The following is a 22,838-nucleotide window of genomic DNA, read 5'->3' on the forward strand; positions in this document are numbered from 1 at the left end:
TGAATTTTTGCATCGGCGCGGCGGCTTTCGCCGCGCCGTCATCGCCGCATCACATCCGGTCGCGAAGCTGCTTCTTCGGGCCCGAGTGACGTGGCCGGCAGGAGATGAACATGAATACGAACCGCTATCGCCTGATCTTCAATGAACTGACCGCAACCTGGGTGCCGGTGGCCGAATGCGTGGCCGCGCGCGGCAAGCGCAGCGCGGGCCGGCTGCAGCGTCGTGTGCTGGCGGCCGCCTGCGCACTGGCCTTCGCCACGCCTCTGAAGGCGGCTGGCGACCTGCCGGTGGCCGCACCCAACTTCGTCGACGGCCGCCTGCCGGGCACCGCCACGATGACGCAGACGGCGAACCAGATGGTGATCCAGCAGACCGGCAATGCGGTCATGCTGAACTGGAACAGTTTCAATATCGGCCGCGGCAATGCCGTGCATTTCGATCAGGCATCGGCGGCGATGCGTGCCATCAACGTGGTGGTGCCGGGTGGGCCGCGCAGCGAGATCGACGGCTCGCTGACCGCACGTGGCCAAGTGTTCATCTTCAATCAGGCCGGCATCCTGTTCGGGCCGGGCGCCAACATCGACGTGGGGGGTCTGGTCGGGTCGTCGCTCAAGCTCAATGACGAACTGCTGCAGCGCGCGCTCAATTCCCTCGGGTCGACCGGTGCAGCGCTGACGCCGTTTGCCGACGGCGACTACGCCGGTCGCGCGACAGGTGACATCACGGTGGCGCGCGGCGCCCGCATTCTGGCGGCGAAGAACGGCCGCGTGCTGCTGGCCGCCCCCAATGTGCGCGTCGGAGCCGATGTCGACACCACGATCGATACGCCGCTGACGCCGGCCCAGCGGGCCGCGCTGCCGGACGCCCGCATCGAAGCCGACGAGGGCCAGGTGGTGCTGGCGGCCGGCGAGCGCATCTACATCGCCGACCCGCTCGACAGCCGGCTGCGCGGCTTTCTGGTCGAGGTGGACAATGGCGGCACGGTGACCACAGACAGCGCCTCGGAATTGCTGTCCGACCGCGGCAACATCACGCTGGTCGGTCTGAACATCCGCCATGCGGGTGCAGCGCGTGCGACGACGTCGGTCACGCTGAACGGCACCGTGTTCCTGAAGGCGCGCGACAGTGTCGCCGCGCGTCAGGTGGATGCCATGTTCCCGGACGCCGAGCCGCTGGCGACCGGCGTCAATGTACCGATCGGCCAGCGCACCGGCAGCATCGAACTGGCCGCCGGGGCGGTCATCGACATCAGCCCGGATGAGGCGTCGCGTACGCAGACTGCGCGCGACGACGCACTGTTCCGCCGCTCTGAAATCAATCTGTACGGCCACACCATCGTGCTGGCCGATGCAGGGGCCGATGGGGTCGGCGTGACACTGCGCGCACCGTCGGGCCTGCTGCGCGTGACAGCCGAAGCGACCGCCCTGTCGTCGACGCAACCGGTGCCGCAGCGCGACGCCGCATCGCGCGTCTACATTGGCTCGGGCAGTGTCATCGATCTGGCGGGCCTCGACGCATTCGCCGACGCCGATCGCGAAATCTTGCGTGTCGAACTGCGCGGCGATGAAGTCAAGGACGCGCCGTTGCTGCGCGACGAGGCATTCGGCCGCGCGCTGTTCGGCAAGCAGGTGTGGGTGGATCTGCGCGAAGGCACTGAACTGTTCGACATCGCCGGCTATCTGGGCAGCGTCGAACGCACGCTGGACGAAAAGCTCACCACCGGCGGCCAGTTCGTCGCCTATTCGCAGGGTGACGTGCTGACCCATTCGGGAAGTTCGATCGACCTGTCCGGCGGCACGGTGACCTACCGCGCCGGCGACGTGGGCTACACGCTGGTGCAGTCGGCAGACGGCCGCTCGCAGTCGGTGGCCGACGCGCGTGCAGACCGCATCTATACCGGCACGCAGGACCGCACGCGCACGGTGGCGGAGCGCATTGAAGGTCGCGACGCCGGCGAACTGACGGTCACTTCCTTCGGCATGGCGCTCGACGGAGCGGTGAATGCACAGCGCACGGTGGGCGCCACGCAGCGTGAGCTGGTCACGCGCGCACTCGGCCCCGGCAAGTCGGATGTGCTCGGCTCGCCGCAGGCCGGCCGCATCGACCTGAACCTGCGCCTGGTCAATGGTCTCGCCGCCCAGGACACCCGCTTCGTCAATTCGACCGGCACGCGAACGCTGTCGGCAATGGTCGCGCTGCCGACCGAGCTGTGGCTGCGCAGCGACTGGTTCTCGTCTGGCGTGGGCAGCTTCGAACTGACCGGTGCCGGCGACGTTGTGCTGCCGGAGAACGTGAGCCTCACGCTCGGCCCGACTGCGCTGTACAACACCGCCACGGACACCTGGTCCGATGGCAGCCGGTTCGCGGTGACCGGCACGACGCTGACGATCGATGGCGACATCACGGCGGCCGGCGGTGACATCTCGTTGCGCACCGGTGGTCTGGCCGACGACGCACCGCGCGCCACGCGCACGATTTCGGTCGGTGCCAACGCGCAGCTGTCCGCGGCCGGCCAGTGGCAGCGTGACACGCGCAGCAGCGCGCCGGGATACGTCGCCATGGATGGCGGCTCGGTCACGCTGGACGCCGACAGCCATGTCGACCTGGCTCAAGGTTCGCGGATCGATGTGTCGGCGGGGGCCTGGCAGACACTGGATGGCACGCGCGAACTGGGCGATGCAGGCGCCATTTCGATCGGCGCCGGTTTCGAGGTCACCGGCGGCGATCCGGGTACCGGCGCGCCGGTCGGCAGCTTTTTCGGCAACCTGAATATGGGTGCGCGCCTGAGCGCCTTTGCCGCCAGCCTCAATGGTCGGGCATCGACCGGTGGCACGCTGGTGCTGCGCAGCGCGGCACTCGCGATTGATGGCGTGCGCAACGGTCTTCAGGGCGACACGCTTTATCTTTCGCCGACGCTGTTTTCCGACGCGGGTTTTTCCGACTTGACGCTTATCGGCGGCAATCGGGTGGACATCGGCGGCGCGTCGGCGCTGACGCTGACGCCCGTGGTGCAGGCACGTGCGATCGATGGCATCCGCGGTGGCTCGGCCGGCTCGCTGGCCGGGCTGGGCAGCATTGCGGCGGTGCCGCGTGCGCTGCGTGACGACGGCGTGCAACTCGCCTTTGCCGCGACCTCGGAATCGACCGGCACGCTGACGGTGGCGGACAACGCGACGATCAATGTCGATGCCGGTGGCGCCATCGACCTGTCGGCGAATCGCAGCCTGGAACTGGCTGGCAAGTTGAACGCGCCGGGCGGGCGCATCGCGCTGGGCATGGACGAAGTGCAGCAGGACGACATCTATTTCGGTGCTTCGCTGTTCATCGCATCGACCGCGCGATTGAATACCAGCGGCACTTTCCTGCAGACACCCGGCCTGAGCTATGTCGATGGCACGCTGTTCGATGGCGGCTCGATCGACATCGCGGCACGCCGCGGCTATCTGGTGATCCAGGACGGCGCGCAGCTGCGTGCCGATGGCACGAGCGCAGTACTCGCGCAACGCACCGGCACGCTGGGTGCGCTGTCGGCCGTGCGCATCGACAGTTCCGGCGGCCGCATTTCGCTGAATGCACGCGAAGGGCTGTATGCCGATCCAGTGTTGTCGGCACGCGCCGGCGGCTCGAATGCACTCGGTGGCCAGTTGTCGGTCACGCTCGATCAAGGCTCGAACAACTGGGGCGATCCGCTGTCTCTGCCGGCCGCATTGACCGGTCCGCGCACACTGGACATCCTGCAGGGCGGCAGCAGCGGCTCGGCCGCCTTCGTGCCGGGCGCAGCACCCGACGCGCCGACCTATGCCGGACGCGGCGTGTTCGCGCTCGACGCACTCGACGGCAGCGGCATTTCGGACCTGACGCTGGCAGTGCTCGGCAATGGCGGCAACTTCGGCACGCTGCGCTTCAGCGAGGACGTGGACGCATCGGTCGCCGGCCGCATGGTGCTGAACGCCGCCAACATTCGTGGCACCGGCGGTGCCGACGTGCGCCTGGGTGCAGCCGTGCTCGACTGGACCAATGTCGGACGCGTCCAGCAGAACCACGCGCAGCCGACCGCCGTGGCCGCCGGTGATGGCAGCCTCGTGCTGGCTGCGGATCTCGTTCAGGTGTCCGGCAACCTGGCGGCGAGCGGCTTCGCTGACGTCACGCTCGATGCCCGCGGCGACCTGCGTGCCAGTGCTTCGCCCGGCTATGTCGCCGATGGGGCCAGCCTGGTGACCAGTGGCGACCTCACGTTGCGCGCGGCGCAGGTGTACCCGACCTCGGCGTCCCGCTACGCCTTCGAAATCCACAACAATCCTGTCGGCACGCTGCGCATCGAATCGTCGGGCGCAGCGGCCGGACCGGTCTACTCGGCGCTCGGTTCGCTGACCTTCGCCGCACCGGACATCGTGCAGGCCGGTCGCGTGGTGGCTCCCTTCGGCGACATCGTGCTCCGTTCGGAAACGATCACCCGCACCAGCGCCGGCACGACGCGTACCGAAGCGGTCGGCGGTTCGATCGAACTGGCGGCCGGCAGCGTCACGTCGGTTTCGGCCGACGGGCTGCTGCTGCCCTACGGCCAGACCGCACTCAGCGGACGCGACTGGCTGTATCTGGTCGGTACCGATGCGCGGATCGAGCTCGACGGTACGCCGCAGAAGCGCATCACGCTCAACGCCGACAATGTGGTGTTGCAGGGTGCGCAGGGCGATCAGGCGGCGGCACGGGTCGACCTGTCGGGTGGCGGCGATCTGCAGGCCTGGGAATGGATCGCCGGCAGCGGCGGCTCACGCGACATTCTCGCCGCGCCGCAGGACAGCTATGCCATCGTGCCGACGCTGGGCAGCGGCTACGCGGCCTATGACCTGTCGATGTGGGCGGAAGAGGGCAACGGCCTGCGCATCGGCGAGGCGGTGCAAGTATTGGCATCGGCCAACGGGCTGGCCGCCGGCACCTACACCTTGCTGCCGGCGCGCTACGCGCTGCTGCCGGGCGCCTTCCTGATCAGTCTGTCGCCCGATGACCGCTCGCTGGCTGCGGGTCAGGCGCAGGCAAATGTCGATGGCAGTGCGCGCGTCAGCGTGCGCACCGCGCAGGCGCTGGGCGGGGCGAACACGTCGACCGGCAAGGCCTTCACGGCCGAATTGCTGACCTCCGAACAGGTGCGTATCCGCGCCGAATACCTGATTTCGAACACCGCGGATGTGTTCGACGACGGACGCAGCACCGCCGATGCCGGCCGCCTGTCGCTGCAGGTCGGCCGCGCGCTGACGCTGGAGGGCGTGCTGGATACCAGCCGCGGCGCGGCGGCCCGCGGTGCGCAGGTGGACATCACCGCACAGGCCCTGGCGCTGCTCGGGCAGGGCGCTGTGGCGCGTACCGGCGAAGTCGGCGTGTCGGTGGCCAGCCTGAATGCGCTCGATGCCGAAAGCCTGTTGCTGGGCGGCACGCGCAACGATACCAATGAAGACAGCGGTGAAACCCTGGTCGATGTGCGCGCCACCGACGACACCGGCCGCCTGATCCGCGGTGCGTCGACGGTGCGTCTGGACAATGCGGCCGGCCCGGCGCTGAGCGCACCCGACGTGGTACTGGTGGCGCGCGACAGCGTGCTCATCGAAGCCGGCAGCCAGATTGCGGCGGTCGGCACGGCGGATCCGGAGGCGCTGCGCATCGCCGGCAGCGGTGCCGACGCCGATGGCGCAGCACTGCGCGTCAGTGCGGCCGATGCGGCGCCGATCTCGCGCGATGCGCCGTCCGGCGTACGCGGCGAACTGACGCTGGGCGCCGGTTCGCGCATCGCGGGCCGCGGCGTCGTACTCGACAGCACGCTGGAAACGCGCAATCTCGGTGCGACCATCGCGCTGCCGCAGAGCGGCGGCGCACTGGCGCTGACCGCATCGACCATCAATGTCGGTGACGTGCCGACTGACGCACCGGGGCTGCGCTTCGACAACAGTCAGCTGGCGGCGCTGGGCGATCCGTCGCGCCTTACGCTGCGCGCCTACGGCGCCCTCAACCTGTACGGCGAGGTGACGCTGGGCAGTGCCTCGCTCGACCTGCTGCGCATCGACGCGGCCGGTATCGGGGGCGTCGACAACGCCGGCCTGACGCAGCAGATCGTCGCCGGCGAGGTGCAGTTTGCGAACGCTTCGCCCACGGCTGGGCCACTGGCGCCCGCTGCAGGCACGGGCACGCTGTCGGTCACCGCAGATCGCATCGTGCTTGATGGCACGCCGGTCGCAGCGGCCGGGCAGGCCGGGTTTGCAATCAGCGGCTTCGACGCGGTGACGCTCGCGGCCGCAAACGAGGTGTGCGTGTCGGGCGACGGCAACTATCGCGTGATGGCCGATACCGTCCGCATCGCCACGCCGCAGATCGTGGCCGACACCGGGGCGAACACCCGCGTCGCGGTCGATGGCGCGCTGTCGATATCCGGCGGCGCCACACCGGCAGGTACGGTGCAGGCCGGCATCGGCGCCGCGCTGGCGCTCGATGCCCAGACCATCGATCTGGCGTCGCGCATCGCGTTGCCGTCAGGCCGGGTCAGTCTCACCGCGACGCAGGACGTACGCGTGGCAGAGGGTGGCACGATCGACGTGTCCGGTACGGCGAAGAACTATCTGGGCAAGACCGTCACCACTCCGGGCGGCGACGTGGTGCTGGCGTCGCGCACCGGCAATGTCACGCTGGCGCAGGGCGCCCTGATAGACGTGTCGGCGGCTTCCGCAGCGGCCGCCGGTGGCAATGCAGGCTCGATCACGCTGTCGGCCGCGCAGGGTGAGCTGTCGGTCGCCGACGGTGCGCTGCGCGCGCAGTCCGCCGGTGGCAGCGCGGGTGGCGCACTGTCGGTCGACGTGCGCTCGGCGGCCAGTCTGGACGGCTTGGCCGCACAGGGCAGCGACTTCACGCGCAGCTGGTCGGCACGCGTGCGCACCGGCGACACCCGGCTCGACACCGACCTGAAGGCAAGCGACATCGCGATCGCAACCGACGCGGGTTCATTGACCATCGGCAGTACGCTGGACGCGTCGGGCGCCGAGCAGGGCGGCCGCATCGAGCTGTCGGCGCGGCGTGCGCTCGATCATGTCGAGGGCATGACGACAGGCGCCGGTGATCTGGTGCTCGAATCGGGGGCACGGCTCGATGCGCACGCCACCGAATTCGTCGCTGACGCAAGCGGCACGCGCGGCGAAGGTGGCAGCGTGATTCTGGAGGCGAGCCCGCGCAGCGCGGGCGGTGAAAGCGGGCCTGCCCAGGGCGGTCGCATCCGCATCGCCGACGGTGCCGTCATCGATGTCGGTACCACACCGGGTGCGGTCAATGGCGTTGCGCAGGCCAGTGCGGCACAACAGGGCGACGTCTGGCTGCGCGCCGAGCGCACCGGCAATACGGCGGTGGCCATCGACGGCAATCTGTCGGATGCCATCGACGGCGCGCGCCACGTGTTCATCGAAGGCACGCGCATTTATGGCGGCAGCACGCTCAACATGAGCGCTGCGCACGCCGATGCAGCGGCGATGACCAGCGCGGCCAATGTGGCGGCAACGCGCGCAGCACTGGGGCTGCCGGCGCAGGATGCCGTGGGTGGTACGCGCTTCCACGTGCGGCCGCACATCGAATTCCGCGCCGACGGCAACTTCACGATCAATGCGACCGATCTTGCCGCGAATACCTACCAGGGCGGTACGGAAGCCGGTTCGCTGACCGTGCGCGCAGCCGGAAATATGAATGTGAATGGTGCGCTGTCGGATGGCTTCGGCCGCCTGAACGCGAGCAGCCAGACCATCGTGCTGGGCGCACTCACGAGCGCGGGCCTGACGCAGAGTCGCTTCGATCTGGGGCAGCGCGATACGGCCTGGTCGATGCGCCTGGTATCGGGCGCCGATCTGGCCGGCGCCGGTGCGTTGTCGCTGCAGGCGCTCGACACGCTGGTGGCCGCCAATCGTGGCGACCTCATTCTGGCGCCCAACGCACAGGTGCGCACTGGCGCTGGCGACATCGACGTCGCGGTCGGTCGCGATCTGGTGCTGGGCGCGCGCGCGGCAATCTATACCGCAGGCTACCAGGTGGCACGCGGTGCGGAGTTCGGTACGCAGACCCTGCTCAATCTGAATGGCTCGGGCAACCGACAGGCCGAATATGCCACCGATGGTGGCGATGTCATGATCCGCGCACAGCGCTCCATCGTCGCGACCGAATCGCCCGGCATCGTCGGCGACTGGCTGCTGCGCCAGGGCGCGCTGAGCCCGACCGGCGAATTCCTGTCCGGATCGAACCAGCGCAACGCCACGTGGTACGCCCGCATCGATCAGTTCAGCCAGGGCGTGGCCACCTTCGGCGGCGGAGATATCCGCGTCACGGCGGGCAACGATATCCGCAATCTGGGCGTGTTCACAGTGACCAACGGTCGCCTGTCCGGTGCGGCGGGTACCACGCCCGACGCCGCCAACCTGCAGGTGCTGGGTGGAGGCGACGTGACGGTGCGGGCGGGCGGCGACATCGGCAGCGCCATCCTGATGGTGGATCGCGGCGTACTCGACGCGGAGGCGGCGGGTGATTTCGGCAGCGCGCGCAACAGTGGCGCGGGGTCGGTGCTGCTGCTCGGCGAAGCGTCGGCAAAGCTGGGTGCCGCCGGGTCGATCGATCTGGAAACCATCGCGTCATCGACTGCGGTGCGTCAGGCGACGAATACAACGACGTCCAACCGCAGCAGCTACTTCTTCCGCTATGGCGAGGAGAGCCGGGTGGATGTTCTGAGTTACGGCGGCAGCGTCAGTCTGGACAACGCCGCGACGCCCTGGGGCGCGCTGGCGCTGTGGGAAGGACTGAACCCGCTGCTGCCGAGTTCGCTCAACGCGGTCGCCATGGGCGGTGACCTGAACCTGCGCAATGGCATGGTGCTGCTGCCGGCGACCTATAACGACCTGCTGCTCGCGGCGTCGGGCAACCTCAATCTGGCCACCGCGACTGGCGGCGTCGCCAGCATCAAGATTGCCGACAGCGCGCCCGGTCTGGTGCCATCGGCGCTGCGTCCGGCGGCGAACTTCAACAATGTGTTCTGGGCCGATCTGGCCAATCCCAACGTCGTTTCAGGTGTGCGCGCGCACGACGCCGATCTGAACGCAAACCGCGTTGTCGAGCCGGTCAGGCTGGTGGCGGAGGCCGGCAACATCACGGTACCGGCGCCCACCGCCAGTCTGGCGCTGGTGGTCAATTCGCCGCAGCCGGTGCAGGTCGAGGCCGGCGGCGACATCAGCAATCTGACCATCCGTTCGCAACATTTCAGCGACAGCGACATCACGCGCGTGCGTGCCGGCGGAAACATCACGTTCGGCACCGTGTTCGAAAGTGACGGTGTGACACCATCGGGCAGCATCGCCGAAGGCATACAGACCGGCGGCCGCGGCAAGCTCGAAGTGGTGGCCGGCGGCAGCATCGATCTGGCCAATTCCTTCGGCCTCGTCACCCGCGGCAATTTCGACAACCCTTGGCTGGACGAGGTCGGTGCGTCGATTCTCGTGCAGGCCGGCAGCGCCGGCTTCGACGGGCGCGCGCTGTGGTCGTCGCTGCGACCCGTACGCAGCGCCGCTGGAGAGGACAGTTACGACAAGGTGCTGTTGTCGGTCAGCGGTGCGACGTCGATCGATGAGCTGCTGGCCGGGCCGGCCGGCAGCACGCTGGCCAGGGTGCGCAGCGAAGGGCGCACGCTGCTGGCCCAGAGACTGGGCGCGATCGATGCGGCGATCATCGGCTTCATGCGCGCCGGGGGCGCAGCGCCGGGTACACCGGACGCACAACTGCTGCAGGCCTTCGATGCGCTGCCCGCGGCGGCGCAGCAGGACTTCTTCGCATCGCAGCAGCCATTGATGTCGGCATTGCTGAACGCCGGCCTGAACTATGCCGGCAAGCTGGGCGACGCGATTGGTGCGGGCGAGACGGGTTATGCCCCGGGTGTGGCACTGGTTGGTACCGCATTCCCGGAAGCCACCGAAGGCGGCAACATCAACCTGTTCTTCAGTCAGGTGAAATCGGAGCAGGGCGGCGACGTCAATCTGTTCGCGCCGGGTGGCAGCATCAACGTGGGTGTTGCCGGAGCGGGCGCCAGTGCAGCCAGCGCGTCACGGCAGGGTGTATTCGCGATCGGCGAGGGCGAAATCAACGCCGTCGCCGGCGAGGATTTCCAGCTCGGACCGTCCCGCGTGTTCACGCTCGGCGGCGGAGACATCCAGCTCTGGTCGACGGCGGGCAATATCGACGCCGGTCGCGGCTCGCGCACGGCATCGGCCACACCGCCGCCGCAGGTGCGCATCCGGGGCGACCTGGTGGTGCTGGACATCAGTGACTCGGTGTCCGGTTCGGGCATCGGCACGCTGAAGCGCTCCGACGAGGTGCGCGATGCCGACATCCGGCTGTTCGCACCGTCGGGCGCCATCATCGCGCTCGATGCCGCGATCCGATCGTCGGGCAATCTGACCATCGGCGCGCAGCAGGTGATCGGCAATTCGATCAGCGTCGGGGGCAGCCTGAGCGGTTCGGCGACGGTCGCCGCCGCCGCGCCGGCTGCGGCACCGTCGGCACCGCCGCCGAGCGAAGCCAACAAGGCGGTCGATCAGGGCCAGAAAGCGGCGGCCGCCGGACAGAAGGATGCGCGCGATCCGAACTCCATCCTGACCGTCGAACTGGTCGGGCTGGGCGAAGAGACGACTGCCGCCGGCTGCGAAGAGGACGACGAGGACGAGCGCTGCAAGGAACGCGCGAAGCGCGCCAACTGACGCGAACGGCCGCCCGGCTTGCTGCGAGGGCGGTATGCGGGAGGGCGCCCTTGCGGCGGCCGGTGTTGGGCATCGCTGCGCTCACCCCAACCTGCGGGTTGATCACGTGGCTTCACCTGTCGGTTGGGCATCGCTGTGCTCACCCCGACCTGCGGGCTGATCACGTCGCCTCACTTGTAGGTTGGGGTGAGCGCAGCGATGCCCAACAGCAGCGGTTCACCCCGCCTCGGTTGCCGCCGCGCGGAGTTTTCCGAGTGGCGCCAGGTCGTAGCCGCCCAGCCGGGCGGCGAGGTCGGTGCTGTCGGCGCTGGCCAGTTCGGCCAGCAACTGCTGCAGCAATGCGCGGAAGTACAGCGTGCGCGGCATGACGAGGTCGAGCGCCTCGCGGCCGAGCGACAGGAAGGGCAGGCCGAATTCGCCGGCGGCGGCGCGCGTGCCGGGTGCGCAGTCGCCGGCGCCGCTGGCCACCATGAAAGCGGCTTCGCGTTCGGTGGCGGCGGACTGCGTCAGTACCGGCAGCGCAAGGCCGGCGGCGGTGCAGGCCTGCACGAAGAAGTGCTGCGATCCGGCGCCGCTGCCGCGCTGGATGAGGGTCGGCTGGCGAGCGAGCAGATCGGTGAGCGTGGCGACCGGGGCGCTTGTGCGCGACAGCATCACCCCCTGTTCGCGCAGCGCGAGCTGCACCGTGACCCAGCCGGAACTGCCGGTGTATTCGCGCAGCAGCAGCGCGTGCCGGCGCGTCGCGTGCTGCGCGTCGCCCCAGTGGATCGGACAGGCGTTGGCGCGCCGCTGCGCCAGCAGCGCCAGGCCGCGGCGCGTGCCGCACGGGCTGTAGGCGATCAGCGTGCCGTCGTCGGCACGCTGGGCCAGCCGCGCGATGCTGTGCGCCAGCCAGGGGTCGTCGCTGCCGGCGATCAGCAGGCGGTCGGCCAGCACGCCGCCATGCGTCGATTCGAGCAGCCAGTCGTCGAGCAGCGCGCGCGGGAACAGCCATTTTCCGGTCACCTTGGTGGCCGGAATGCCGCCCTCCTGGATCATCGCGTACAGCGTCTTTTCGTTCAGGTGCAGATAGGCGGCCGCTTCGCGCGCCGTGAGATAGGGCGACGCCTCGCCTGGCTGATCTTCGTCGGCCGACACCGTCAGATCAGGCCTTCGAACGGAATGACATTCACCGCGTCGCCGACCGCGACGTTGCCGCAGTCGTCACCGAGCACGATGATGCAGTGGGCGTCGCACATCGAACGCAGGATGCCCGAGCCCTGGGCGCCGGTCACTGCGACATGCCACTGCCCCTCGCGCAAATCGAGTATGCCGCGCTGGTATTCGGTGCGGCCCGGCTGCTTCTTCATCGCTGTGTCACTCAGCGCAGCGAAGTGGATGGGCGCGGCGACCGGCGACACGCCCATCAGCGTCAGCAGCGCGTCACGCGCGAAGAAATGGAAGGTGACCATGGTGGCGACCGGATTGCCGGGCAGGCCGAACAGCAATGTGCTGCGTTCGCCCCTGCCAAGCTTTCCGAAAGCCATCGGCCGGCCCGGCTTCATGGCGATCTTCCAGAACGTGACTTCACCCAGGCTGGCGAGGATTTCGCGCACGAAATCCGCCTCGCCGACCGACACGCCACCGCTGGTGATGATCGCATCCACCTCGCCGACGGCCGATTCGAGCGCGGCCGACAGCGCCTCGCGCGTGTCGCGGGCGACGCCCAGATCGACCACTTCGCAGCCCAGCCGCGTCAGCATGCCGGTCAGCGTGTACCGGTTGCTGTCGTAAATGCCGCCTTCGCGCGCCGGGTCACCGATCGACATCACTTCGTCGCCGGTGGACAGCACGCCGACCCGCACGCGCCGGCGCACGGTCAGTTCCGGAATGCCGAGCGACGCGGCCAGACCGATGTCGGCCGGGCGCAGCAGGCGGCCGGCACGCAGTGCGGGCTCGCCCGCGCGCAGGTCTTCGCCGGCGCGGCGTCGGTGCTGGCCGGCTTTCTGGCCCGGCGGCACGATGACCGTGCCGCCGTCGAGGCGCGCGGTTTCCTGGATGACGATGGTGTCGGCACCGGCCGGCATGACCGCACCGGTCATGATGCGCACCGCCTGCCCGGCGGCGACTTCGCCCGCCCAGCCATGTCCGGCGTACGCCTGACCGACGATGGCCAGCCGCGTGTCGCCGTCGGCCGACAGGTCGGCGTGGCGCACCGCGTAGCCGTCCATCGCCGAGTTGTCGTGCGGCGGCACGCTGACCGGTGAAATGACGTCGGCGGCCAGCACGCGGCCGAGCGCGTCGCGCAGCGGCACACGTTGCGTGCCGCGCACCGGCGCGCAGGCGGCGAGAATGTGGGCGCGGGCGTCCGCGACCGGGGTGAAGCGATCTGTCATGGCGTGTCGGGGCGCACGGCGAGTGCGGCCAGTTCGTTCAGCGTGTTGATGTTGGCGAAGGCATCGGGCTGGTCGTCGAAGCTGACTTCGACCACCTTCAATGCCGAATACCAGAGGTCGACCTTGCGCCCGCCGCCGTCGAGAAAATCGGTCAGACCGGGCAGGACGTGGCGCCGCACCAGGCTGAACACCGGATGCGACTGCTCGCCGGTGCGCGCCACCGCGAGGTCGGCGCCTTCGCGCTCCAGTGCTTCATGCAGGCGGGCTACCAGATCGAGCGGCAGGAAGGGCGAGTCGCACGGGCTGGTGACCAGCAGCGGTGTGCGGCAGGCATTCAGGCCGGCATGCAGGCCCGCCAGCGGGCCTGCATAACCGGTGATGACGTCGGGCACGACCGGGTGGCCGAAGGCGGCGTAGCGCTCGATGTTCTGGTTGGCGTTGACGATCAGTGCATCGACCTGCGGCGCGAACCGGCGGATGACCTGAGCGACCATGGGTTCGCCGCGGAATTCCTGCAGCCCCTTGTCGATGCCGCCCATGCGACGGCCGAGCCCTCCGGCAAGCACCAGTCCGGTGATGCCCGCGCTCATATGGCCGCTCCGTCGCGCACGAAGCGCTCCATGCCGGTCAGCAGAAGATAATGTTTGCCTTGCGAGCGGCCGATCATCGTGATGCCGACCTGGCGCGCGATGTCATAACCCATCTGCGTGAGCCCGGAGCGAGACACCAGGAAGGGGATGCCCATCTGCGCCGCCTTGATCACCATCTCGGACGTGAGCCGGCCGGTGGTGTAGAAAATCTTGTCGTCGCCGTCGACGCCGTCCAGCCACATGTGGCCGGCGATGGCGTCGACCGCATTGTGGCGCCCGACGTCCTCGACGAAGTACAGCAGTTCGGCGCCTCGGAACAGCGCACAGCCGTGCACCGCGCCGGCCTGCTTGTAGATGGTTTCATGCTTGCGCACCACGTCGAGCATCGCGTACAGCGCGCTTTCGGTCAGGCGGGCGTCGGCCGGCAGGCGGATTTTCTCGATGTCGTCCATCAGATCGCCGAACACCGTGCCCTGGCCGCAGCCGGTGGTCACCGTGCGTGTGGCCATGCGGGCGTCGAGATCGGTCACGCCATGACGCGTCGTGATGGCGGCGGCATTGACTTCCCAGTCCACCTGCACCGACACGATGTCGTCGATCGACGCCAGCATGCGCTGGTTGCGCAGCCAGCCGATCACCAGCGCCTCGGGGGCGCCGCCCAGTGTCATCAGCGTCACCAGTTCGCGCTTGTCCAGATAAAGGGTCAGTGGGTGCTCGCCTGCGATGGCGGTCGGCACCGTTTCTCCGCGCTCGTTGATCGCCGGAATTTCGATCGTGGCCGGGCGGGCCGCATCGGTGAGCAGGGGTCTGGGCATGGGGAGGCTGACCACATCAGCCACCGATGTAGGACATTTCGATCTTGCGCCGGGCAGCCGTGTCGGCAGTGCGGATTTCGGAATAGCGGTCGCCGCGCGCCTGCCAGATCGCGCCGATGGCCGACGTGATGTCCGCGTCGCTGCGACCTGCCCGCAGCAGTGCGCGCAGGTCGTGACCTTCGGTGGCGAACAGGCAGGTGTAGATCTTTCCTTCGGTCGACAGCCGCACCCGTGTGCAGCTTGAACAGAAGGCCTGGGTGACCGAGGAAATGACACCGATTTCGCCGCTGCCATCGACATGGCGCCAGCGCTGCGCGACCTCGCCGGGATAGTTCGCACCGATCGGCTCGAGCGGCATGTGGGCGTGGATGCGCGCGATGACCTCGGCACTCGGCACCACTTCATCCATCTTCCAGCCGTTGCTGGAGCCCACGTCCATGAATTCGATGAAGCGCACGATGTGGCCGCTGCCCCTGAAATGGCGCGCCATCGGCACGATGGCGTGGTCATTGGTGCCGCGCTTGACCACCATGTTCACCTTGATCGGCGTGAGCCCTGCGGCATGCGCCGCGTCGATGCCTTCGAGCACCTGGCTGACCGGGAAGTCGACATCGTTCATGCGGCGGAAGGTGTCGTCGTCCATCGCGTCCAGGCTCACCGTCACGCGCGTCAGCCCGGCATCGCGCAGCGCGCGCGCCTTCTGCGGCAGCAGGGTGCCGTTGGTGGTGAGCGTGATTTCGACCGGCAGCCGCGCCAGGCGCTCGATCAGCTGTTCGATGTTCTTGCGCAGCAGCGGCTCGCCGCCGGTGATGCGCAGCTTGTTCACGCCGTGTGCGACGAACAGCGTGGCGATGCGTTCGATCTCTTCGAAACTGAGCAGCTCGGCGCGGGCCAGATACGGGTAATCCTTGTCGAACACGCTTTTCGGCATGCAATAGACGCAGCGGAAATTGCAGCGGTCGGTGACCGATATCCGCAGGTCGCGCACTGCGCGGCCGCGCGTGTCGTCCAGCCGGCCGGTGGCCGGTATCGGATGTTCGGGCACGACCGCCGCGGCGCGTGCGGCAGTGCGGGTGTCCAGCAGATGTATGATCTTTTCGCTCATGGGCAACGCGGCGTGAAGTTCGGGGTCGCGAACCCGTTCGACAGGAAGGCAGGAAAAAGATTGTGCATGGCGAGAGGATGGAACACGAACCGGTCACCCTCAGGCTGGCAGTGATTATGGAGCGCAGGGTGCTGCACAACAAGTGGGCGGACCACGCGTGGGAGGCTTGCGCGCTGCAGCCCGAAGGCCCGCAAAGCCCTGCGGCGCCTGTGGTTTTCGCCGATTCCGGAGCGGCGACGCAGTGGCTGTTCCCGCCGCTCGACTTCACGCTCTACACCGATGAAGCCGACAACTACCTGCTCAACGTGACCGCGGCCGAGCCGCGCATCTTCGTCATGTGGCGGCCGGACGAAGAGGCCGAGCCACCGGTACGGCCGATGCAGCTCAGCGCCAGCTACGGCGAGGCGGCGCGCTGGATGGATTCCGGCGAGAAGGTCGACGGACTGCCGATGCTGCCGGACATCCGCGACTGGATCGAAGCCTTTGCCCGCCGATTCCAGAAGGCGCCCGAGCCGCGCCGGCAGAAACGCTTCGCGCGCACCGGGGACGGCAACACCCACTACGGGGGCGGCGGCCATGGCCGATGATCCGGTGCGTGGCTTTCTCGGTCGCTGGTCGCGGCTCAAGCAGGCTGCGGCAGATTCTGCGTCGGCCGACCCCGTGCCTGTCGTGGTACCCGCCGCCGACGCCACCGCGCCAAACACCGAACCCGACGCGCCGTTGCCGCCCGTCGATTCGCTCGACTTCGATTCCGACTTCCGCGGCTTTCTGGGCGACAAGGTGGACGAGGGCGTCAAGCGCGCGGCGCTGAAGAAGCTTTTCCACACCGGCCCCTTCAACACCATGGACGGGCTGGACGTGTACATCGAAGACTTCAGCGTGTTCGAGCCGCTGCCGGCGTCGATGGTTGCCCAGCTTGCGCATGCCCGGGAAACGCTGTCGCCGACGCTGCCGGCCGACTGGTTCGGTCCGGTGGTCGATGCCGAACCGTCGGTCGAACTGCTGGAACCGGAGCTGGTGCCTGATGTGCCGCCCGCGACGAACACGCTTCCGGAGACGCCTGACGAGCCCGAGCACGAGTCTCTGCACTTGGCACACGCTGACGCGCTGCCCGGCGTGCCCGATGATCTGACGCCAGCTGACCCGGAGGAAAGTCGTTCCCGGTCGGAATAGGTCATTTCTTTCGCCGTTTCTTTGGCACAAAGCCTGCAAAAGCTTTGCCGGAGGAGCGACAAACAATGAATAACGCCGACAAGGCGATCCACCTGTGCAACTGCAACGGCACGGTGCCATTCGACATCACACGCCTGACCGATGCGCTTGCGCTCGATGCGCCGCTCGAGGTTGGGCAACAGCTGTGCCGGCGCGACGCGCATACGTTCGCGCAGCGGCTCGGCAAGGCGCCCGAAGCCATCGTCGGCTGTACGCAGGAATCGGCCCTGTTGCGCGAGCTGGCGGACGACGCCGGGAGCGCATCCGGCGTCACCTTCATCAACCTGCGGGACATCGCCGGACGCAGCGCACGTGGCGCCGACGTGCAGCCCGCGCTGGCGGCGCAGCTCGCGATGGCGCGTCTGGCGGAACCGGCGCCGGTACCCGCAGTGAGTTACGAATCCGCCGGCCAGCTGCTGATCATCGGCCCGGCCGGCGCCGCGCTGGGCTGGGCGCAGCGCGCGCAGCAACAGTACGGCGAGCGCCTTGCGATCAACGTGCTCATCACCGCCAACGACCGCAGCGAGCTGCCGGTGCGCCGCGACTATCCGGTGGCCAGCGGCCGCAACGTGTCGGTCGCCGGCTGGCTCGGCGCCTTCGAAGTGAGCTGGCAGCGCGCCAATGCGATCGACCTCGACGCCTGTGTGCGCTGCAATGCCTGCATCGACGCCTGTCCGGAGGGCGCCATCGGCTACGACTATCAGGTCGATGCCGCGCGCTGCACCGGTCATCGGGCCTGCGCGAGCGCCTGCAGCGACATCGGTGCCATCGATTTCGCCGCCATCGGCGCGCCGCGCAGCGAAACCTACGATTTGGTGCTCGACCTGTCCGAGCCGGCGCTGATCCGCAAGCCGCACCCGCCGCAAGGCTATCTGTCACCCGGGCGCGATCCGCTCGAGCAGTCGCTGGCGCTGCAGCAGATCGCCGCCCTGGTTGGCGAATTCGAAAAGCCGAAATTCTTCACCTACAAGCCGTCGATCTGCGCGCACAGCCGCAACAGCAAGCAGGGGTGCAACCAGTGCATCGATGTCTGTTCGACCTCGGCCATCCGCGCCGATGGCGACGGTGTGTTCGTCGAGCCACATCTGTGCATGGGGTGCGGTGCGTGTGCGACAGTTTGTCCCACGGGCGCGATGCGCTATGCCTACCCGTCCGCAAGTGATGTTGCACTGCGCATCAAGACGGCGCTGAAGGCCTGGCGCGCCGCTGGCGGCCACGCACCGCGCATTCTGTTCCACAGCGAAACGCAGGGCGAAGCGCTGATTGCGCTGGCTGGACGTCATCGCGGCCTGCCGGCCGACGTGCTGCCGGTGGCCGTGCATGACGTCGCCTCGGTGGGTCTGGAGCTGATGTTCGCGGCGCTGTCCTACGGCGCTGCACAATGCGTCATTCTGTCTCAAGGCGACCAGCCGGAAGCCTATGCCGCGGCCACCGCGGCGCAGATCGGCATCGGTCGCCGCGTGCTTGCGGCGCTGGGCTACCCCGCGTCGGCGCTGGTGGCCGTCACGGCAGATGACGCGGCGACGCTGACGCATTCGCTGGGCGCACATCCTGCAGCCGGCGTGTCCTGTCCGCCGGCGTCCTTTGCGCTGCCGGCCGAAAAACGCGGCGCACTCGAGTTCTGTCTCGAACACCTGGCGCGCCACGCGCCGGTGAAGGCAGACACGATCGCGCTGCCGGCCGGCGCCCCCTTTGGTAGGGTGAATATCGACCGGACGGCCTGCACGCTCTGCATGAGCTGTGTCGGCGCCTGTCCGGCGTCGGCGTTGATGGATGGCGGCGAGCGGCCGGCGTTGCGCTTTCTCGAACGCAACTGCGTGCAGTGCGGCCTGTGCGTGAACACCTGCCCCGAACATGCGCTGTCGCTCGAGCCGCGTCTGCTGATCGGTGACGTCGCGCGACGCGAACGCCTGCTGAACGAAGCCGAACCCTTCCACTGCATCCGCTGCAGCGCGCCCTTCGGCACGAAACAGATGATTGATGCGATGACCGGCAAGTTGGCGGCGCACTCGATGTTCGCCGGCGGCGATGCGCTGCGCCGGCTGCAGATGTGTGCCGATTGCCGCGTGATCGACATGATGCAGAGCCCCGGCCGCGAAACTTCGGTGTTCGATCTATGACCACCGAAACGCAACGTCGCCCGATGGCTTTCGTCCGCGAGCCGGTCAGCGACGAAGACATGGCGCGCGCCAATCACTACGCGCTGATTTCGCGGCTGTTTCACGCGGCACCCGACGGCACGCTGCTGAACACGCTCGCGGCCTCGGGCGACTGGCCGGTCGATGACGATGCGCCCTCGGCGGAAGCCATGCTGATGGCGCGCGCGTGGAACGCACTGTGCGCCGCGTCGTCAGCGATGGACGCCGCGGCGGCACAGGACGAATTCGATGCGCTGTTCGGCGGTGTCGGCCGCCCGCAGGTCGTACCGTTTGCGTCATTCCATCTCGCCGGCTTCGTCAACGAAAAGCCGCTGGCCAGACTGCGCGACGACCTGGTCGCACTCGGGCTGCAGCGCGCCGCGGGGGAATCCGACCCGGAAGACCACATCGCAGCACTGGCCGACGTGATGCGCCTGCTGCTGACCGACACGACGCGCAACGAAGCGGACCGCACAGCGGCTCAGGACCGCTTCTTCGCGACCCACATCGAGCCCTGGTACGGCGCACTCATCGATGCACTCGACGCCGCACCGGAAGCGAATTTCTACCGGTGCGCCGGCCGGTACCTGCGCTGCTTTTTCGATATTGAGGCCGCAGCGCGGCAGATCGAAGCCTGACGCCATGCCCGAACGACGCACCCCCGCACCACCCGCAGCGACCACGACAGGAGGACTTCACGATGACTGACAAAGCAAACCTCAACGCCAACCTCAAACGCAGGCATTTCCTGCTGACCGCAGGTGTCGGTGGCGTGGGCGCCGCAGCCGCCGTGGTGGCGGTGCGCTCGACCGGTGAAGCGGAGCCAGCGACCGACCTCACGGCAAAGAACGAAAAGGGCGGCTATCGCATGACCGAGCACATCGCCAACTACTACCGTACCGCACGCGTCTGACCGGAGGAGACCGACCATGACCCTGACCCGTAAATCCGCCAGCGCCCCGCGCGGCACCTCGCGCCTCGCGCGCGCCGTGTCGGCTGCCGCGCCGCGCACGATGGACCGGCGCACCTTTCTGAAGCGCTCCGGCATGACAGCCGGTGCCGGCGCGTTCGCGTCGGCACTGCCGTTCTCGATGGTCGAGCGCGCCCGGGCAGCCGATGCGCCGGCGGCCGGTGGCAAGGTCGAAATCAAGCGCACGATCTGTACCCACTGTTCGGTTGGCTGCGCCATCGATGCCGAAGTCGTGAATGGCGTGTGGGTCGGGCAGGAGCCGGTTTTCGACAGCCCGATCAATATGGGTGCGAACTGCGCCAAGGGCGCGTCGATCCGCGAGCACGGCCACGGAGAGCACCGCCTGCGCTACCCGATGAAGCTGGTCGATGGCAAATGGGTGCGCATGTCGTGGGACGATGCACTGACCGAACTGTCGGCCCGGTTGCTGAAGCTGCGCGAAGAAAGCGGCCCGGACAGCGTGTACTGGATAGGCTCGTCGAAGCACAACAACGAGCAGGCTTACATGATGCGCAAGTTCGTGTCGATGTGGGGCACCAACAACTGCGACCACCAGGCGCGCATCTGCCACTCGACCACGGTGGCCGGCGTCGCGAATACGTGGGGGTATGGTGCGATGACCAACTCCTACAACGACATGCAGAACTCGAAGGCCATCCTGTTCATGGGATCGAATGCCGCCGAGGCGCATCCGGTGTCGCTGCTGCACATCCTGCATGCCAAGGAGAACGGCGCGAAGATCGTCGTCGCCGACCCGCGCTTCACCCGCACTGCGGCCAAGGCCGACCACTTCGTGCGCATCCGTTCGGGCTCCGACATCGCCATCCTGTATGGCGTGATGCGCCACATCTTCGAGAACGGCTGGGAAGACAAGCAGTACATCGAAGACCGCGTGTACGGCATGGACAAGATCCGCGACGAGGCGATGAAGTGGACGCCGGAGAAGGTCGAGGAAGTCAGCGGCGTGCCGGACGACCAGGTGAAGTTGATCGCTGAAACGATGGCGAAGAACAAGCCCTCGACCGTGGTGTGGTGCATGGGTCAGACCCAGCACACCACCGGCAACGCGATCGTGCGGATGATGTGCAATCTTCAGTTGGCGCTCGGCAATGTCGGCGTATCGGGTGGCGGCACCAACATCTTCCGCGGCCACGACAACGTGCAGGGCGCGACCGACGTCGGCCCGAACCCGGATTCGCTGCCCGGCTACTACGGCATTGCGACCGGCTCGTGGAAGCACTGGGCCAATGTTTGGGGCGTCGACTACGAGTGGCTGAAGGGCCGCTTCGCGTCGCAAGCGCTGATGGAGAAGTCGGGCATCACGGTGTCGCGCTGGATCGACGGCGTCACCGAGAAGAACGAGTTCATCGACCAGGACCCGAACCTGCGTGCCGTGGTGTTCTGGGGCCATGCGCCGAATTCGCAGACGCGCGGCAAGGACATGCTGGAGGCCATGAAGGCGCTCGATACGCTGGTGGTCATCGATCCGTATCCATCGGCCACTGCTGCGATGGCGGCCAGCGGCCGGAAGGACGGTGTCTATCTGCTGCCGGCGGCAACGCAGTTCGAGTGCGTCGGGTCCTGCACCGCGTCGAACCGTTCGATCCAGTGGCGCGAGAAGGTGATCGAGCCGCTGTGGGAATCGAAGCCCGATCACACCATCATGTATCTGTTCGCGCAGAAATTCGGTTTCGCCGACGAGTTCACGAAGAACGTGAAGGTGACGAACAACGAGCCCAGCGTCGAAGACATCCTGCGCGAGATCAACCGCGGTACCTGGACGATCGGTTACAGCGGCCAGTCGCCGGAGCGCCTGAAGGCGCACATGCGCAACATGCAGGTGTTCGACCCGAAGACGCTGCGCGCCAAGGGCGGCATCGACAAGGAAACCGGCTACCAGCTCGACGGCGAGTACTTCGGTCTGCCCTGGCCGTGTTACGGCACGCCGGAAATGAAGCACCCCGGTACGCCCAATCTGTACGATACGTCGAAGCACGTGATGGACGGCGGTGGCAATTTCCGCGCGAATTTCGGCGTCGAGAAGGACGGCGTGAGCCTGCTCGCCAACGATGGCTCTGCATCGAAGGGAGCCGATCTGCAGTTCGGCTACCCGGAATTCGACCACGTGCTGCTGAAGAAGCTTGGCTGGTGGGACGAGCTGACCGACGACGAGAAGAAGAAGGCGGAAGGCAAGAACTGGAAGACCGACTCGTCCGGCGGCATCATCCGCGTCGCGATGAAGGAACACGGCTGCCATCCGTTCGGCAACGCCAAGGCGCGCGCCGTGGTGTGGAATTTCCCGGACGCCGTTCCGCTGCACCGCGAACCGCTGTTCTCGCCGCGTGCCGACCTGGTCGCCAAGTACCCGACGCACGACGACAAGAAGGCCTTCTGGCGTCTGCCCACGCTCTACAAGAGCGTGCAGGACCAGTTCGCCAACGTCGGCAAGGATTACCCGCTGATCATGACCTCCGGCCGACTGGTCGAGTACGAGGGCGGCGGCGACGAGACGCGATCCAACCCCTGGCTCGCCGAACTGCAGCAGGACATGTTCGTCGAGATCAACCCGCGTGCAGCCAATGATCGCGGCATCCGCGACAAGGACATGGTGTGGGTGAGGTCGCCGACCGGGGCCCAGATCAAGGTGATGGCGATGGTGACCGAGCGGGTCGGCGCTGACACGGTGTTCCTGCCCTTCCACTTCGCCGGACACTGGATGGGCAAGGACCTGATCGACAGCTATCCGGAGGGTGCGGCCCCGGTGGTGCGCGGCGAGGCGGTGAACACCGCCACCACCTACGGTTACGACTCGGTGACGATGATGCAGGAAACCAAGACCACGGTCTGCCAGATCGTCAAGGCCTGAAACGCGCGAC

12 protein-coding genes are annotated in these 22,838 nt (G+C 67.8%); 7 read left to right on the forward strand and 5 right to left on the reverse strand.

Annotated elements, in window-relative coordinates:
* Nucleotides 1–110 precede the first annotated feature (110 nt).
* Nucleotides 111–10,757: a filamentous haemagglutinin family protein gene (locus ACTIFF_RS16945; protein WP_439537898.1), complete on the forward strand. Its 10,647-nt coding sequence runs from the start codon at nucleotides 111–113 to the stop codon at nucleotides 10,755–10,757.
* A 216-nt stretch (nucleotides 10,758–10,973) separates the two neighbouring features.
* Here the strand turns inward: ACTIFF_RS16945 and ACTIFF_RS16950 are convergent, their stop codons facing one another.
* From ACTIFF_RS16950 to moaA, 5 genes are read right to left on the reverse strand one after another with little or no spacing between them, the layout of a single operon-like run.
* Nucleotides 10,974–11,894: a substrate-binding domain-containing protein gene (locus ACTIFF_RS16950; protein ID WP_439537899.1), complete on the reverse strand. Its 921-nt coding sequence runs from the start codon at nucleotides 11,892–11,894 to the stop codon at nucleotides 10,974–10,976.
* Between the two features lie 2 nt (nucleotides 11,895–11,896).
* Complete coding sequence (moeA, locus tag ACTIFF_RS16955) at nucleotides 11,897–13,132, reverse strand: molybdopterin molybdotransferase MoeA (RefSeq protein WP_439537900.1); 1,236 nt, start codon at nucleotides 13,130–13,132, stop codon at nucleotides 11,897–11,899.
* Nucleotides 13,129–13,722 (reverse strand): molybdenum cofactor guanylyltransferase MobA, encoded by a 594-nt coding sequence (gene mobA / locus ACTIFF_RS16960; protein ID WP_305633861.1) that lies wholly within the window; start codon nucleotides 13,720–13,722, stop codon nucleotides 13,129–13,131. Before mobA ends, moeA begins: the two co-directional genes overlap by 4 nt.
* Nucleotides 13,719–14,537, reverse strand: a complete 819-nt coding sequence (locus ACTIFF_RS16965; protein WP_439537901.1) for a formate dehydrogenase accessory sulfurtransferase FdhD — start codon at nucleotides 14,535–14,537, stop codon at nucleotides 13,719–13,721. Before ACTIFF_RS16965 ends, mobA begins: the two co-directional genes overlap by 4 nt.
* A 16-nt stretch (nucleotides 14,538–14,553) precedes the next feature.
* Nucleotides 14,554–15,642, reverse strand: a complete 1,089-nt coding sequence (gene moaA / locus ACTIFF_RS16970) for a GTP 3',8-cyclase MoaA (RefSeq protein ID WP_439537902.1) — start codon at nucleotides 15,640–15,642, stop codon at nucleotides 14,554–14,556.
* A 77-nt stretch (nucleotides 15,643–15,719) separates the two neighbouring features.
* On the opposite strand from moaA, the gene ACTIFF_RS16975 reads away from it, so the two are divergent.
* The 6 genes from ACTIFF_RS16975 to ACTIFF_RS17000 all read left to right on the forward strand — a co-directional run bounded on the left by ACTIFF_RS16975 (nucleotide 15,720) and on the right by ACTIFF_RS17000 (nucleotide 22,828).
* The gene (locus ACTIFF_RS16975) at nucleotides 15,720–16,229 is read left to right on the forward strand and encodes a DUF3305 domain-containing protein (RefSeq protein ID WP_439537903.1); all 510 of its coding nucleotides are present in this window, start codon (nucleotides 15,720–15,722) and stop codon (nucleotides 16,227–16,229) included.
* Entirely contained in the window at nucleotides 16,219–16,815 is a 597-nt protein-coding gene (locus ACTIFF_RS16980) for a DUF3306 domain-containing protein (RefSeq protein WP_439537904.1), read from the forward strand. Before ACTIFF_RS16975 ends, ACTIFF_RS16980 begins: the two co-directional genes overlap by 11 nt.
* Before the next feature lie 65 nt (nucleotides 16,816–16,880).
* Nucleotides 16,881–18,974: a 4Fe-4S binding protein gene (locus tag ACTIFF_RS16985; protein WP_439537905.1), complete on the forward strand. Its 2,094-nt coding sequence runs from the start codon at nucleotides 16,881–16,883 to the stop codon at nucleotides 18,972–18,974.
* Between the two features lie 23 nt (nucleotides 18,975–18,997).
* Nucleotides 18,998–19,630: a TorD/DmsD family molecular chaperone gene (locus ACTIFF_RS16990; RefSeq protein ID WP_439537906.1), complete on the forward strand. Its 633-nt coding sequence runs from the start codon at nucleotides 18,998–19,000 to the stop codon at nucleotides 19,628–19,630.
* Nucleotides 19,631–19,692: 62 nt separating this feature from the next.
* Entirely contained in the window at nucleotides 19,693–19,905 is a 213-nt protein-coding gene (locus ACTIFF_RS16995) for a formate dehydrogenase (protein ID WP_439537907.1), read from the forward strand.
* Nucleotides 19,906–19,921: 16 nt separating this feature from the next.
* A complete protein-coding gene (locus tag ACTIFF_RS17000) occupies nucleotides 19,922–22,828 on the forward strand; it encodes a formate dehydrogenase subunit alpha (protein ID WP_439537908.1) in 2,907 nt (968 codons plus the stop codon).
* The last annotated feature ends 10 nt before the right edge of the window (nucleotides 22,829–22,838 follow it).

The organism is Methyloversatilis sp., assembly GCF_051861465.1.
Lineage (GTDB): Bacteria > Pseudomonadota > Gammaproteobacteria > Burkholderiales > Rhodocyclaceae > Methyloversatilis.